We start from the raw sequence: 14,150 nt of genomic DNA on the forward strand, positions 1-14,150 counted from the left end.
CCCAGGCACGTGAACAAGTTGCGACTCGCGATCGTCGGGGCCGGCCCCGCAGGGATCTACGCCGCCGACATCCTGCTCAGGGCAGAGCGGAACTTCGACGTCTCGATCGACCTGTTCGACCACCTCCCTGCGCCCTACGGGCTGGTGCGCTACGGCGTCGCGCCCGACCACCCGCGCATCAAGGGCATCATCACCGCCCTCCGCGAGGTGCTCGACCGTGGCGACATCCGCATCTTCGGCAACGTGCGCTACGGCGAGGACATCTCGCTCGACGACCTGAAGAAGCACTACAACGCCGTGATCTTCGCGACCGGGGCCGTGCGCGATGCCCAGCTCAACGTCCCGGGCCACGACCTCGCGGGGTCGTTCGGCGCCGCGGAGTTCGTGAGCTGGTTCGACGGGCATCCCGACTTCCCGCGCACGTGGCCGCTCGGGGCCCGCGAGGTTGCGGTGATCGGCAACGGCAACGTCGCCCTCGATGTGTCGCGCATCCTCGCGAAGCACGTCGAGGACCTGATGCCCACCGAGATCCCCGCGAACGTTGCCGCCGGCCTCGCGGCGTCGCCCGTGACCGACGTGCACATCTTCGGCCGCCGCGGCCCGACCTCGGTGAAGTTCACCCCGCTCGAGCTCCGCGAGCTCGGCGAGCTGCGCGACGTCGACATGATCCTCTACGACGAGGACTTCGACTACGACGACGCGGCGAGGGCCGCCGTCTCGGGCAACAAGCAGATCTTCGTCATCGACAAGGTGCTGAACCAGTGGCGCCAGCGCGAAGTCGGGCAGGCGTCGCGCCGCCTGCACCTGCACTTCTTCGCGAAGCCGCTCGATATCGTCGACGACGGCACCGGCCGGGTCGGCGCCATCCGCTGGGAGCGCACCGCGCCCGATGGCGAGGGTGGGGTGGTCGGCACCGGCGAGATCCGCGAGCTGCCCGTGCAGGCCGTCTACCGCGCGGTCGGCTACTTCGGCTCGCCGTTGCCCGGCATCCCGTTCGACGAGAATTTCGGCATCATCCCCAACCACGAGGGCCAGGTGATGATCCGCGACGAGCGCAATGGCGACCCGCGCCAGATGTACGGCGTCTACGCCACGGGCTGGATCAAGCGCGGCCCGGTCGGTCTCATCGGGCACACGAAGTCCGACGCGATGGAGACCATCAAGCACGTCATCAACGACCTCGGCAACTGGTGGCGGCCCGAGTCGCCGTCGGAGGCATCGGTGATCGAGATGCTCGAATCCCGCGGCATCGAGTGGACCGACCTCGACGGCTGGCACCGCCTCGACGAGCACGAGATGGCGCTCGGCTCGGCCGAGGGCCGCAAGCGCATCAAGGTCGTGCCCCGCGACGAGATGGTGATCATCTCGCGCGACGAGGCGTAACCGGCTCTGGGGGTGGGGTCGTCGTCTGCGGGTTGAGGAGGCGCGCCGGCGCCGTCTCGAAACCCGGCACCGACCCTACGACTGACGCCCGACCGGCGGCTCGCCTACGTACTGGTGCGCCTCCCGCGCCAACTCGGACCAGAGTTCGCGGTCGGAGACGCGCACCCAGTTGCGGCTCGGCCCGCCGAGGGTTCCGCGGAACGGTACGGCGATGCCTCGCTTGCGGAGGTCCGCCGAGCGAGCGTCGGGCAACTCGACGACCAGGTCGTCGCCGTCGAGGAATGCGAACAGCCGGCCGTGCACCAGCAGTCCGTCGGGCGCGAGGTTGACGTCGTAGTCCTCGTCGAGCAGCAGTTCGCGCGTCACTGCGTCGTACGTACGATCTGCCTCGGTGCCCATGTCGCCCCCGTTGTCCTCCCTCAACTGTCGCAGGATGGGCCGGGCGTGTCGATGCTGTCTTGTCGAGTCGCTGTGCAGCCGTACGAGCGGATGTAGCAGCTGCCGCTACGCTGCACATCATGCCGCTCGCGACCGTGACCACCGCCGTGGTCGCGTTCGTCGCCGGGGGAGCGCTCGGCTGGTGGCCGCTCGCCGTGTGGGCTCGTCGCTCGATGAACGGTGAGCGGATGCCGCACCGCACGGTGCGCGTGGCATCCGCCGTCGTCACCGCGGTGACGTTCGCGGCGCTCGCCCTCCGCTTCGGCCTCACCTGGATCCTCCCGGCGCTGCTCGTCTTCGCTGCGGCCTCGACCGTGCTCACCCTCGTGGACCTCGCGGAGAAGCGCCTCCCGAATGCGGTGATCTTCCCGACCCTGGGTGCGGTGGGGGTGCTGTTGCTGCCGCCCACCTGGGCGTCTGGCGAATGGACGTCGCTGGTCTGGTCGCTCGCCGGCTCCGCCGCGATGTTCGCCGTCTACTTCCTGCTCGCGCTCATCTCACCATCGTCGATGGGAATGGGGGACGTGAAGCTCGCCCTGGTGATCGGCCTGCTGCTCGGATGGTTCGCGCTGAACGCCTGGCTCGTCGGCTTGCTCGCGGCGTTCGTGGTGGGTGGCGCGATCGCGCTGGCTGCGCTGGCGCTACGCCGTGTCACTCTTCGCGGATCGATCCCGTTCGGGCCCTCGATGCTCGCGGGGGCATTTATCGCGATACTCCTCGTCGGTTCGTAAGCCGTTCGGGGTACACGTCCGTACCCCCATTGCGGGGGACTCGCGCTCACTCGTTGCCCGGTTTTCCGGGCTTTTCGATGGTCCGTTGCACTGCAAACGCCGTCGTCCCCCGAACGGGGGCGTGGAGTTGCATGCACGCGCACAGTTAGCGTCAGTCAGCCGCCGGTGCCCGCCGGTGGCAACTCTTCTTCCTCGAACCCGAAGGACACAGCAAATGCTCAAGGCATACACCCGCGCCGTCGCGCGCCTCAACTCCCTCCACAGCGAAGAAGAGGGCGCAACCGCGACTGAGTACGCGCTCGTGCTGGGGCTCGTCGCTATCGCGCTGGTCGTTGCCGCGATCGGCCTCACCCCCCTCCTGACCCAGCTCGTCAAGGACATCGGCACCTGGATGGCCGCCCAAGGCCCCATTTGAGCCATCGCGTCAAGCGGTTCAGCGGGGTTCGGGATGGCAGGCATCCCGAACCCCCTCAGCGGTAAGGGTGAACGGAATGCGTTCTCGTAAGAACGAGCGGGGAGCCGCCGCTGTCGAGTTCGCCTTGGTCTTTCCACTCGTGATCATCCTCCTGATCACCGTGATCGAGTTCTCGCGGCTCTGGAACATTCAGGCCACGTTGACGGATGCGGCTGGGATCTCGGCACGCTACGCGGGGATCCATCATGAGGACACCGATGTGATCGCGAAGGCGATTCTGGAAGCGAAGGCCGTTCCCGGGCTTCTCAACTGGTCGGCCGCGACCGTCGTCGTGGCGGTGGACTGCGACACCAGCCACGCGGCGACGTCGAGCATCACCGTGTCTCCCGGCTCCATCACCGAGTGGTTCAGTGCGGCTCTCGGGAGCCCCATCACATTGAGTTCGACAGGGAAGATGCCATGCGGATGATGAGGAAACACTTCCGGCGCGTCGCCCACGATGAGCGGGGCGCGAACGCCGTGCTCATCACATTGCTCATCGTTCCGATGATGGGCGTCGGCGCCCTCGCGCTCGACCTCTCGGCACAGCACGCTGAGCGAACCCAATTGCAGTTGGGCGCCGACGCAGCCGCGCTTGGCGTTGCAGCCTCGTGCGCCGAAGACGAAAGCGCGTGCACCTCGACTGCAGTGGCAACCGCGAACGACTTGATCACCGACAACAGCGGCACCCCCGTCTCCGGAGCCGCTGAGATCGAATTGCTCGACCTCGATGAGAACAGGGTGACCGTCGCGGCGGCGGCCGACTTCCCTCACTTCCTGGAATCACTCATCGATAGCGACGATGACCCCTACTCCACGACCGTGCGTGCACGTGCAACTGCCGAATGGGGCACGCCCGACGGCGGCTTCACAATCCCCCTGGCGATCGCGGAGTGCGAGCTCTCGAGTCATTTCGACCCAGGCACGCAGACAGCGGGTGCGCCATTCATCCTGCAACTCATCGGACCGGGCAAGTCGCCCAAGGGCCCCGCGGACTGTGCGCCCGGCTATCCCGGCGGCTTCGGTTGGCTCGAAGGTGACGACGTCGACGGCGACGGCGATGCCGACTGCGAAGTATTGGTGGAGGTCGGAGTGCCCGAACCGGGCGTTCCCGGCAAATCCGATACGAAGGCCGGCGGATGCCCCGACGACTACATCGCGGACCTCATCGGAACGACCGTCCTGATTCCGCTGTACGTCGCGTTCACGCCGAGCAGCGCCGGAACCAACGGCAGCTACAGCATCAGCCGGTTCGCAGCGTTCCACATCACGGGCTACCACATCGCGAGCGGGAAGTGCGTTGTCCCGCCGAATGTGAAGGTGGGCGCCAACTGCTATCTACCGGGGGAGGAGCACGCTCCGGGATTCAGTGGCGAGTTCGGCGTGCAGGGGTATTTCGTCAAGTACGTCGCGATCGGCGAGGACTTCGATCTCGGTGATGTCCCTGGCGGCAGCGGCGGCCTCGTGGTCGTTCGACTGATCGGTTGACCGGGCGGGCGCCCTCACCGCCAATCCATTTTCTGCTCGACAAGGATCCAAATGAAGACCCGAATCATCGGCGCGATCGTCGCCCTCATCCTCGCCGCTGTCGGCGCGTTCGTGCTCGTCACGTATGTTCGAGGCGCCGATGCGCGCGCGGCAGACGGCGCTGAGCTCAGCGACGTCTACATCGTGCAGGAGTCGATCCCAAAGGGGACGGCTGGCGAGTCCGTCGAGGAGTACGTGAAGGTGGACACCGTTCCCCAGCGCAACCTCGTCGATGGCTATGTCACCGACCTCGCCGACCTCGCCGGGCTCGTCGCCGACGCGGAGATCCTCCCGGGCGAGCAGCTGGCCGAAGCGCGCTTCATCGATCCGGCAGAACTGGCCGCTCGCGGGGATGTCCCTGTCCCAGCGGGTATGCAGCTCATCTCATTCACGCTCCCGGCCGACCGCGTCGTCGGCGGGCAGGTACGCGCTGGTGACCGCATCGGTCTCGTCGGAACCGTTGACCCCGACGAAGTCGGCGAGGATGAGGACGTGATCAACCCGGTCTCCAGGTTCGCATTCCACGGCGTGCTCGTGACGAAGGTGCAAGGCGTCGTCACGCCCGACCCCGAGACGGGCGCCGCCCAAGACCAGGCTGCCGGTGACAGCATCATGGTGACCATCGCCCTGTCGGCGCATGATGTGGAGCGCTGGGTTTGGTTCTCCGAGGGAGAGGCGGCCAGCTACGCCCAGACGTGGCTCACCCTTGAGAACGAGCAGACCGACAATAGCGGTACCAGCCCTGTCGACGGAAGCAACGCCTGGTAGTGCCTCCCTACTTGCTCGTCAGCCGTTCCGCCGAGTATGAGTCCCGACTCCGGGGCCTCCTCGGCGGGCGGCTTGCCGTCGTCGCGGGGGAGTTCCTCACATTCGGTGTCGACGCCGTCATCAAGCGTGTCGATGGCACACCACGGATCGCCCTGCTCGGGCCCGTGTTGAACTTCGAGGAGACGCGCGGCATTGCGAGAGAGCTCACCGATCGGCACCCCGACATCGGGCTTGTCGTCGTGCGCGAACAACGGTCCGACCTTGAAGATTGGGTCGACGAGCTGTCGCTCCATGCCGTCTTGAGTCCATTGGCCACTGATGAGACCACCATCGAACTCATCGAGCGGCTCTCCGCGTGGCTCGTCGTCAACGGCCGGGCCGACAAGGAGGACTTCGAAGAGTCGGATGCCGTAGATGCCGGAGAGACATCCGACGACGTGTTGGCAGCGCTGGTGGCCAGCCCCTCAGCTCATCCGACTTCCGACGTTGACGACCCGGTCGACACAGATCGCACGCGGCTCGGACCGGATTTCGACTCCCTCACCCAGGTACAACCCGAGCAGGGGTGGGAGTTTCCGCCCCTCGAGTCCGGCGTGCTAAGCGAAGCCATTGCTGTGGTCGCGCCTAAGGGCGGCCAAGGCAAGACGACGATCGCGATCAATCTGGCAACCGGCCTCGCAGAGGTTGCGCCCAATTCGGTCGTGCTCGTCGACGCGGATCTTCAGTTCGGCGATATCACAGCGGCACTCGGGCTCGTTCCGGATAGCACGATTGTCGAGGCGGCTGGAGATGCTGCCGCCGACGAACTGGTGCTGAAGACGGCGTTGACGCATCACGACGACGGCTTCTTCGTCGTCGCGAGCGCGCCTTCACCCGAGGCGGGGGACGCGATCACCGGTACGGCGCTTGCCGTACTCATCGAGCGGCTGCGGGCGACCTTTCGGTACGTCGTCGTCGATACGACGCCTGGCCTTCCCGAGCACACGCTTGCAATGCTCGAGCACGTGACCGACGCCATATTCGTGACGAACATGAGCGTGCCAAGCCTGAGGGCGATGCGTACCGAGTTCGAGTTGCTCCACAAGCTCGAATTGACGCCAGCGAATCGCCACATCGTGCTTAATCAGACCGACCGCCTGAGCGGCCTTACGACCCGTGATGTGGAGAACATCTTGAGCGCTCCAGTCGACGTCGAGGTGCCTCGATCCTCGGCGGTGCTTCTTTCGAGCAATCGTGGCGTTCCGCTCATTCACGACGATGTCCGCGATCCTGCGGCGAAGGCGATTCGTTCACTCGTGATGCGGATCGCACCCGATGCCTACCCCAAGCGCACCCGCATCCACAGAAGGAGGCGATCGAATGAATCTCAGTGAACGACTGAACGCGATCCGGAATCCGCAGATCGTTCAAATGGACGTGGAGCCGCCGGTCCGCCCGGCCAGCGACTCCGCGGTCCGAAGCCCACCGACCACTTCGGTCGCAAGCGCCCCGACCGAGTCGTTCTTCCAAGCACCAGCTGGAGATGCGGCACCTGCTCCCGTCGTCCAGCCTGTTGCCAGGCCGGCGGCGCTGGTAGACCCACTCGCCGCGGTGAAGGAAAAGGCGGCGCAGGAGCTGTTTGTGCGCATCGGCACGCGCCTGAACGACGCGAGCCTCACTGAGGAACAGCTGCACGCGATCGCCCGAGCCGAGCTCGCCGAGATCGTGGCGGGCGAACAGCTCGCCCTCTCGACGGCAGAGCGCAACCGGCTGATCGACGACATCGGCGCCGACGTGCTTGGGTACGGACCGCTCGAGCCGCTGCTCGCCGACCCGACCGTCACCGAGATCATGGTCAACCGGTTCGACCAGCTCTACGTCGAACGCAACGGTCGGCTCACAGAGACGCACCACCGGTTCACCGGCGAGCCGCAGCTGCGACGCGTGATCGAGCGGATTGTGTCTCGGGTCGGCCGTCGAATCGACGAGTCATCTCCGCTCGTCGACGCCCGCCTGGAAGACGGGTCGCGTGTCAACGCGATCATCCCGCCGCTCGCCGTGAACGGATCGTCGCTCACGATCCGTAAGTTCGCAGCGACGCCGTATACAGTCCAAGATCTCGTGACATTCGGCACGCTGACCCGAGAAGTTGCAACGGTGCTCGACGCTGCCGTGCGGGCCAAGCTGAACATCCTTGTGTCCGGCGGCACCGGTACCGGCAAGACCACGATGCTGAATGTGCTGTCTGCATTCATCCCGAGCGATGAGCGCATCATCACCATCGAAGACGCCGTGGAACTCCAGCTTCAACAGCAGCACGTGGTGCGCCTCGAGTCGCGTCCACCGAACATCGAGGGCCGCGGTGAGATCACGATCCGCGATCTCGTGCGTAACTCACTCCGAATGCGGCCGGACCGCATCGTGGTCGGCGAGGTTCGTGGCGCAGAGAGCCTCGATATGCTGCAGGCGATGAACACGGGTCACGAGGGGTCGATCTCGACGCTCCATGCGAACTCCCCGCGCGACGCCATCAGCCGGATGGAGACGCTCGTACTGATGGCCGGCATGGACCTGCCTCTGCGGGCCATTCGTGAGCAGGTCTCGTCGGCCATCGACCTCATCGTGCAGATCACCCGCCACAAGGACGGCGTGCGCCGCGTAACCCACATCACCGAGGTGCACGGCATGGAGGGCGATATCGTCACCCTCCAGGACGCGTTCACTTTCGATTACTCCGCCGGATACGACGAGGAGGGGCGACTCCGCGGCCGAATCGAACCGACGGGGGTGCGGCCGCGCTTCGCTGAACGCATTGCCGACCACGGCATCCCGCTGCCGGTGTCGCTGTTCCAGCCGGATCTCCGGGGGATGCTGGGAGAGATCCGATGAACCCTACGACCCTCGTCGGCGGGGTCGCCATGGCCTTGCTCGCCGGGCTCGTTCTGGTGTTCTTCGTGCTCGCGCCGCCCGCACCGCGGGTCGCTTCGGATCGTCGGCGTGCGCCGGGGGTCGAACATGTCTCTGGCTTGTCGAGAGTGGCTGAGCGCACGACCGCCGCTCTCGAGAATGTGGTCTCGAAGCAGTCGCGCCGCTCATTCGGGCCGGAGGAGCTCGAGATGGCAGGTATCAAGACCGAGCCCGGCGGATTCCTCGTGCTGATCGGATCAGCGGCGAGCGTGCTCGCGCTCGTCGGCGTATTGCTCGGCCTCTCCAATGGCACCTCCATCATCTGGGCGATCGTGTTCGCGATCTTCGCGCCTGTAGGCACGAAGATCATTGTTATCCTCCGCACTTCGAGGCGGCGCGCGAGGTTCGCCGACCAGATCGACGACACCGTGCAGCTCATGGCGGGGGGCCTGCGTGCGGGGCACGGGCTTTCGCGCACCGTCGCCGCAGCTGCGAATGACACGGAGTCGCCCATGAGTGAAGAGCTTGCCCGCGTCGTCAATGAGACGCGTCTCGGGCGGAACCTTGCCGACTCGCTCGCCGTCACGGCCCATCGGATGCAGAGCGATGATTTCGAGTGGGTCGCACAGGCCATCGCCATCAACCAGGAGACAGGAGGCAACCTCGCCGAAGTGCTCGACCAGGTCGGCAAGACCATCCGCGACCGCAACGAGATCCGCCGCCAGGTGAAGGCGCTGAGCGCGGAGGGGCGGCTGTCGGCCATCGTCCTCGTCGCGCTCCCGATTGTAGTCTTCCTCTTCCTGCTGATCGTGCAGCCGACGTACTTCAATGCATTCTTCCTGACGCCCATCGGCGTGATCGCCCTCATTGCGGCGGCTGTGCTGCTCATCGTCGGGACGATCTGGGTTTCCTTCACGGTGCGGGTGAAGTTCTGATGGATCCCTCGTTGCTCGCATACGCCGCGATCGGGCTGACCGCGGTCGGGCTGGGCGTGTTCGTGTTCGTTCTCTTCCCCGGGAAGCGCGTCGCTCCCGAATCGGCGGGGGAGATCCATCCAACGCTCGGCCGCGTGCAGCGATCGACCTTCAGCGCAACGCTCGTCGCGGCGGCCCCACGCGGCTACACGGGCTGGCTCGAGAAGCAGATCGTATTCGCCGGGCGACCGATCGGCTGGACGTTGTCGCGGATCGTCACCTGGAAGTTCGTCCTCACCATTGTCGGCGCGCTGTCCGGGCTCATGTTCGTCTTCGTCGGCGGGCCCCAACCGCTGAAGATTTTGATCGCGGTAGTCGCCACGACGCTCCTCTTCTTCCTTCCGGACGTGCTGATCAACAGCCGTGCGCACGACCGTCAGGAGGCGATCAAGCGCTCCCTGCCCGACACCCTCGACCAGATGACGATCGCCGTCGAAGCTGGCCTCGGGTTCGACGGCGCAATGGCGAAGGCCGCTCGCAACGGACACGGTCCGCTTGCGGAGGAGCTCATCAGAGTGCTGCAGGACATGTCGATCGGCCGGACCCGCCGCGAGGCTTTCGGCGAGCTCGAACATCGCACGAGCTCTGAAGACCTGCGGCGCTTCATCCGAGCGGTGATCCAGGCCGACGCGTACGGCGTCGCGATCGGTGACGTCCTGCGCGTTCAGGCCGGCGAGATGCGCCTCAAGCGTCGACAGCGCGCGGAAGAGCAGGCGATGAAGGTCTCCGTCAAGATCCTCTTCCCGCTGGTGTTCTGCCTCTTGCCGGTGCTCTTCATCGTGCTCCTCACACCAGCGGTTATCGGTGCTCTCAACTCGTTCGGTGGCGGTATCGGCTCACCCGGCGGTCTCTAAGCGCGTCGGCACGGGAGCGCGCGGGCGGCTCGGCTCGGGCGGTCGGCTCGTCGGTAGGCTGAGGCCCCATGAGGGGAAGTCGCATGGGAGTGGCTGGCGCTTCGGTTGGCTAATGCAGCGCGGTGGCGCCCCGACGTGCTCGGCGACGGGTTCGAGCAGCTCACGCTGCCGCTCGGAAGCGACGACGAGGGCGAGGTCGTCGCGACGCTCGTGCGGCACCGACCGGGGTTCCGGCTGCGGTTCACGCGAGGCGCGGCATCCGGAGCCGACGTCCTCTACGTGCACGGGTGGAGCGACTACTTCTTCAACCCCGAGCTCGCGCGCTACTGGTCGGATGCCGGCGCCCGCTTCTTCGCGCTCGACCTGCGCAAGTACGGCCGCAGCCTGCGGCCCGGGCAGACACCCGGCTACATCACGAACCTCGCCGACTACGACGCCGACATCGAGGCGGCGCTCGCCGCGATGGGGCACGGGGCGACGGATGCCGCGGCATTCGCTCGGCCGCTCATCCTGCTCGGGCACTCCACCGGCGGGCTTACGCTGAGCCTCTGGGCCGCACGGAATCCCGGACGGGCCGCCGCACTCGTGCTCAACAGTCCGTGGCTCGAGTTCCAGATGAGCCGGGTCGGTCGCGAGGCGCTCGCCCCGGTGATCGCGTGGGGCGCGAAGGTGAACCCGATGGGCCCGATGCCGAACGTCGACCTCGGCTTCTACACGCGATCGGTGGCGAAAGAGCAGGACGGCGAGTGGGAGTACTCCCACGAGTGGCGACCCGACCGTGGCTTCGTGACGCATCCGGCGTGGCTCACCGCGATCCTCGCCGGGCACGCCACCGTCGCCGCGGGCATCGACGTGGGCGCGCCGGTGCTGACACTCCTGTCGGCGCGGTCCACGATCCAGCCGCAGTGGGATCCGGCCATGCTCACCACTGACATCGTGCTCGTCGTCGACGACATCGCGAAGCGCGTGCTGAAGCTCGCCCCGCAGGTGTCGGTCGCGCGCATCGACGGGGCGCTCCACGACGTGTTCCTTTCGCGGGAGCCGGCGCGCGCGGGGGCCTACGCGTCGATCACACGATGGCTGCGCGGCTACGCACCCGGCCGCTGAACTCGTTGCAGCATCAGGCGAGCGGATGCCGCGCCGCGAACGGACCCCGCAGCGCCGCCCACTGCAGCAGCATGATCGTCTTCGCGTCGACGATGTCGCGGCCGATGCGGTCGAGCGCGTCGTCGAACGAGAGCTCCAGCACCTCGATGTCCTCGCCCTCGTCGGCGAGTCCGGCGCGCGAACCGTCGGCGACCGTGCCGCGAACGTAGGGCGCCGCGAAGAAGTGCAGGCGCTCGGTCACGGAGCCGGGGCTCATGTACACGTCGAAGACATGCTCGACGTTGCCGACCACATGGCCGGTCTCCTCCTCGGCCTCCCGGCGGATGGCGGTCTCGGGGCCGTCCTCGTCGAGCAGGCCGGCGGCGGACTCGATGAGCATGCCGTCGGGGTGCTCGTTCACGTAGGCAGGGAAGCGGAACTGTCGCGTCAGCAGCACCGTGCGCGCATCGCGGTCGTAGAGCAGGATCGTCGCACCGTCGCCGCGATCGTAGGTCTCGCGCTCCTCGGTGGTCCAGGTTTCGTCGGCGTGCTGGAAGTCGAACGTCGTGGCGCGGGTCACGAACCAGTTCGACGTGAGCACCCGCACGTCCCGCACGCGAACGCGCGGGTTGCGGACGAGGTCACGGCCGACCCGATCCAGGCCCGTGCGGCCACGGCGGTCGGGCACGTCGACGCCCGCCTGCGGCATCCGCTCGTCATCGGCCGCGACGCTCGCCTGCGGTATCCGTTCACTCACGCCGGCGAGCCGCTCAGCGGAAGTTCGTGAACTGGAGGGCGACGTCGAGGTCCTTGCCCTTGAGCAGCGCCATCGTGGCCTGGAGGTCGTCGCGGCTCTTGGACGAGACGCGCAGCTCGTCGCCCTGGATCTGGCTCTTCACGCTCTTGGGCGCCTCGTCGCGGATGATCTTCGAGATCTTCTTCGCGTTCTCGCTGTCGATGCCGTTCTTCAGGCCGATCTCGATGCGGAACTCCTTGCCCGACGCGTATGGCTCGCCCTCGTCGAGCGAGCGCAGCGTGATGCCGCGCTTGATGAACTTCGACTCGACAACCTCCAGCACCGCCTTCACGCGCTCCTCGGTCTGCGCCTTGAGCAGGACCTTCTCACCCGACCACTCGACCGAGGCACCGACGTTCTTGAAGTCGTAGCGCTGCTCGACCTCTTTGCGGGCCTGGTTGACGGCGTTGTCGGCCTCCATCTTGTCGACCTTGCTCACGATGTCGAACGTTGAATCTGCCATGCGCGCCAGTCTAGCGAGGGGCGTGTGAGGCGAGCGGATGCCGCAGGCGAGGGCGCGGGGGTTTCGAGACGCGCGCCTCGCGCGCTCCTCAACCCGCAGCTGCGGCGCGGAGCCAAGCCGTCGTGGCGCCCGGCAGCCGCCCGTCGGCGAGCGGTGCGCTGGTGACGAGCACCTCACCCGACGGGAGCTCGATCGGTGTCGAACCGAAGTTCGTGATCGACTCCCATCCGCCTGGCCGCGCGAACCAGAGCACGTCATCGGAGCCCGAGGCGTGCGCGCGCCACGCGAGCTCCTCGACGTCCTGCAGGTCGCGGCGCAGCCACAGAGCACGGCGATACAGGTTGAGCGTCGAGTCGGGATCCTCCCGCTCGACCTCGACCGAGAAGGCGCCGAACCACGCGGGCTGCGGCAGATGTGCCCCGTCGGCGCCGAAGCCGAATGAGCTCCCCTCGCGCGTCCAGGGCAGCGGAACGCGGCATCCGTCACGGCCCACATCGGTGCCGCGGCTGCGGAAGAACGTGGGGTCCTGCCGGTCGGCCTCGGGAACGTCGGCGACCTCGGGCAGGCCGAGCTCCTCACCCTGGTAGAGGTAGGCACTTCCGGGAAGCGCCAGCATGAGGAGCGATGCGGCGCGGGCGCGACGCAAGCCCAGCTCGACGTCCACGGTGGGTGCGACTCCGCCGGTGAGGAGCCAGGCCCGGCCGATCTGGCCGTCGTCGCCGTGGTCGGCGGGCAGGCCGTACCGCGTGGCATGGCGCACGACGTCGTGGTTCGAGAACACCCACGTGTTCGACGAGCCCGTCACGACGACCGACTCCAGGTTGTGGTCGATGATCGCGCGGAATTCGGCGGCGTCGAAGTCGGCGCGCAGCAGGTCGAAGTTGAATGCCTGTCCGAGGCTCGTCGGTGCGGCGTACCGATGGCGTCGCGTCGGCTCGACCCACGCCTCGGCCACGGCGATGCGTGGTGGGTCGTACTCGCCGAACACGGCACGCCACTCGGCGTAGATCTCGTCGAGCTCCTCGCGATCCCACAGGGGATGCGACCCCTCGGCACCGATCCGCATCGCCTCGAGCTCGGCGTGCGACCGCAGCGGGTACGTGAGGTCCTTCGCGAGCCCGTGCGCGACGTCGACCCGGAAGCCGTCGACGCCGCGGTCGGCCCAGAACCGCAAGGTTCGCAGGAAGTCCGCGCGCACCTCGGGGTTGGCCCAGTTGAGGTCGGGCTGCTCGGGCGCGAACAGGTGCAGGTAGAACTGTCCGTCGCCAACCGGCTGCCAGGCCGAGCCGCCGAACATCGACTGCCAGTCGCTCGGCGGTTCCGTGCCGTCGGGCCCCTCGCCGTCGTGGAAGATGTACCGGTCGCGCGCGGCCGACCCGCGCGGCGACGCGAGCGCCTCGCGGAACCACTCGTGCCGGTTCGAGGAGTGGTTCGGCACGATGTCCACGATGAGACGGATGCCGGCGGCGTGCAACGCCGCGATCATCTCGTCGAAGTCGGCGAGGGTGCCGAGCTTCGGGTCGACGTCGCGGTAGTCGTCCACGTCGTACCCGCCGTCGGCGAGCGCCGACGGGTAGAACGGCGAGAGCCACACCGCGTCGACTCCGAGCTCCACGAGGTACGGGATTCGGCTCGTGATGCCGGGCAGGTCTCCGATGCCGTCGCCGTTCGCATCGGCGAAGCTGCGCGGGTAGATCTGGTAGACGGCGGCCTGCCTCCACCAGCCTGGGTCGTTCGCGAGCACGACGGCTGCCTCGGTCGTGCGGGCGTCGAGGGTCGACTCGGTCATC

General features: G+C 67.2%; 15 protein-coding genes. 11 read left to right on the top strand and 4 right to left on the bottom strand.

Annotated elements, in window-relative coordinates; translation table 11 throughout:
* Positions 1-9: 9 nt before the first annotated feature.
* Entirely contained in the window at positions 10-1,383 is a 1,374-nt protein-coding gene (locus ASG80_RS06625; protein WP_056729391.1) for an FAD-dependent oxidoreductase, read from the top strand.
* 75 nt (positions 1,384-1,458) lie between these two features.
* Here ASG80_RS06625 and ASG80_RS06630 read toward each other — a convergent pair whose 3' ends face one another.
* The gene (locus tag ASG80_RS06630) at positions 1,459-1,782 is read right to left on the bottom strand and encodes a hypothetical protein (protein ID WP_056729392.1); all 324 of its coding nucleotides are present in this window, start codon (positions 1,780-1,782) and stop codon (positions 1,459-1,461) included.
* 119 nt (positions 1,783-1,901) lie between these two features.
* Here ASG80_RS06630 and ASG80_RS06635 point away from each other — a divergent pair, with 119 nt between their 5' ends.
* From ASG80_RS06635 to ASG80_RS06680, 10 genes are all read left to right on the top strand, one after another.
* Positions 1,902-2,552, top strand: a complete 651-nt coding sequence (locus ASG80_RS06635; protein ID WP_056729393.1) for an A24 family peptidase — start codon at positions 1,902-1,904, stop codon at positions 2,550-2,552.
* 214 nt (positions 2,553-2,766) lie between these two features.
* The gene (locus ASG80_RS06640) at positions 2,767-2,967 is read left to right on the top strand and encodes a Flp family type IVb pilin (RefSeq protein ID WP_056729394.1); all 201 of its coding nucleotides are present in this window, start codon (positions 2,767-2,769) and stop codon (positions 2,965-2,967) included.
* A 76-nt stretch (positions 2,968-3,043) separates the two neighbouring features.
* Positions 3,044-3,436, top strand: a complete 393-nt coding sequence (locus ASG80_RS06645) for a TadE/TadG family type IV pilus assembly protein (protein ID WP_082589829.1) — start codon at positions 3,044-3,046, stop codon at positions 3,434-3,436.
* Positions 3,436-4,494 carry a TadE/TadG family type IV pilus assembly protein gene (locus tag ASG80_RS06650; RefSeq protein WP_255355581.1) on the top strand — a complete coding sequence of 353 codons (1,059 nt, stop codon included), beginning with the start codon at positions 3,436-3,438 and terminating at the stop codon, positions 4,492-4,494. The genes ASG80_RS06645 and ASG80_RS06650 overlap by 1 nt, the downstream gene beginning before the upstream one ends.
* A gap of 51 nt (positions 4,495-4,545) precedes the next feature.
* A complete protein-coding gene (locus ASG80_RS06655; RefSeq protein WP_056729397.1) occupies positions 4,546-5,301 on the top strand; it encodes a Flp pilus assembly protein CpaB in 756 nt (251 codons plus the stop codon).
* A gap of 11 nt (positions 5,302-5,312) precedes the next feature.
* A complete protein-coding gene (locus ASG80_RS06660; protein WP_162256605.1) occupies positions 5,313-6,674 on the top strand; it encodes an AAA family ATPase in 1,362 nt (453 codons plus the stop codon).
* Positions 6,661-8,169, top strand: a complete 1,509-nt coding sequence (locus ASG80_RS06665; RefSeq protein WP_056729399.1) for a CpaF family protein — start codon at positions 6,661-6,663, stop codon at positions 8,167-8,169. The genes ASG80_RS06660 and ASG80_RS06665 overlap by 14 nt, the downstream gene beginning before the upstream one ends.
* Entirely contained in the window at positions 8,166-9,122 is a 957-nt protein-coding gene (locus ASG80_RS06670; RefSeq protein WP_082589835.1) for a type II secretion system F family protein, read from the top strand. The genes ASG80_RS06665 and ASG80_RS06670 overlap by 4 nt, the downstream gene beginning before the upstream one ends.
* 11 nt (positions 9,123-9,133) lie before the next feature.
* Positions 9,134-10,015, top strand: coding sequence for a type II secretion system F family protein (locus ASG80_RS06675; protein ID WP_200952514.1), 882 nt, complete (start codon positions 9,134-9,136; stop codon positions 10,013-10,015).
* A gap of 105 nt (positions 10,016-10,120) precedes the next feature.
* On the top strand, positions 10,121-11,122 hold the full coding sequence (locus tag ASG80_RS06680; RefSeq protein ID WP_056729402.1) for an alpha/beta hydrolase: 1,002 nt from the start codon (positions 10,121-10,123) through the stop codon (positions 11,120-11,122).
* Positions 11,123-11,135: 13 nt separating this feature from the next.
* Here the strand turns inward: ASG80_RS06680 and ASG80_RS06685 are convergent, their stop codons facing one another.
* From ASG80_RS06685 to ASG80_RS06695, 3 genes are all read right to left on the bottom strand, one after another.
* Entirely contained in the window at positions 11,136-11,858 is a 723-nt protein-coding gene (locus ASG80_RS06685) for an NUDIX domain-containing protein (protein ID WP_369816229.1), read from the bottom strand.
* Between the two features lie 13 nt (positions 11,859-11,871).
* Positions 11,872-12,360 carry a YajQ family cyclic di-GMP-binding protein gene (locus ASG80_RS06690; RefSeq protein WP_056729404.1) on the bottom strand — a complete coding sequence of 163 codons (489 nt, stop codon included), beginning with the start codon at positions 12,358-12,360 and terminating at the stop codon, positions 11,872-11,874.
* A gap of 88 nt (positions 12,361-12,448) precedes the next feature.
* Positions 12,449-14,149, bottom strand: coding sequence for an alpha-amylase family glycosyl hydrolase (locus tag ASG80_RS06695; protein ID WP_056729405.1), 1,701 nt, complete (start codon positions 14,147-14,149; stop codon positions 12,449-12,451).
* Between the last annotated feature and the right edge of the window lies 1 nt (position 14,150).

It is taken from the genome of Agromyces sp. Soil535, assembly GCF_001428255.1.
Classification (GTDB): domain Bacteria; phylum Actinomycetota; class Actinomycetes; order Actinomycetales; family Microbacteriaceae; genus Agromyces.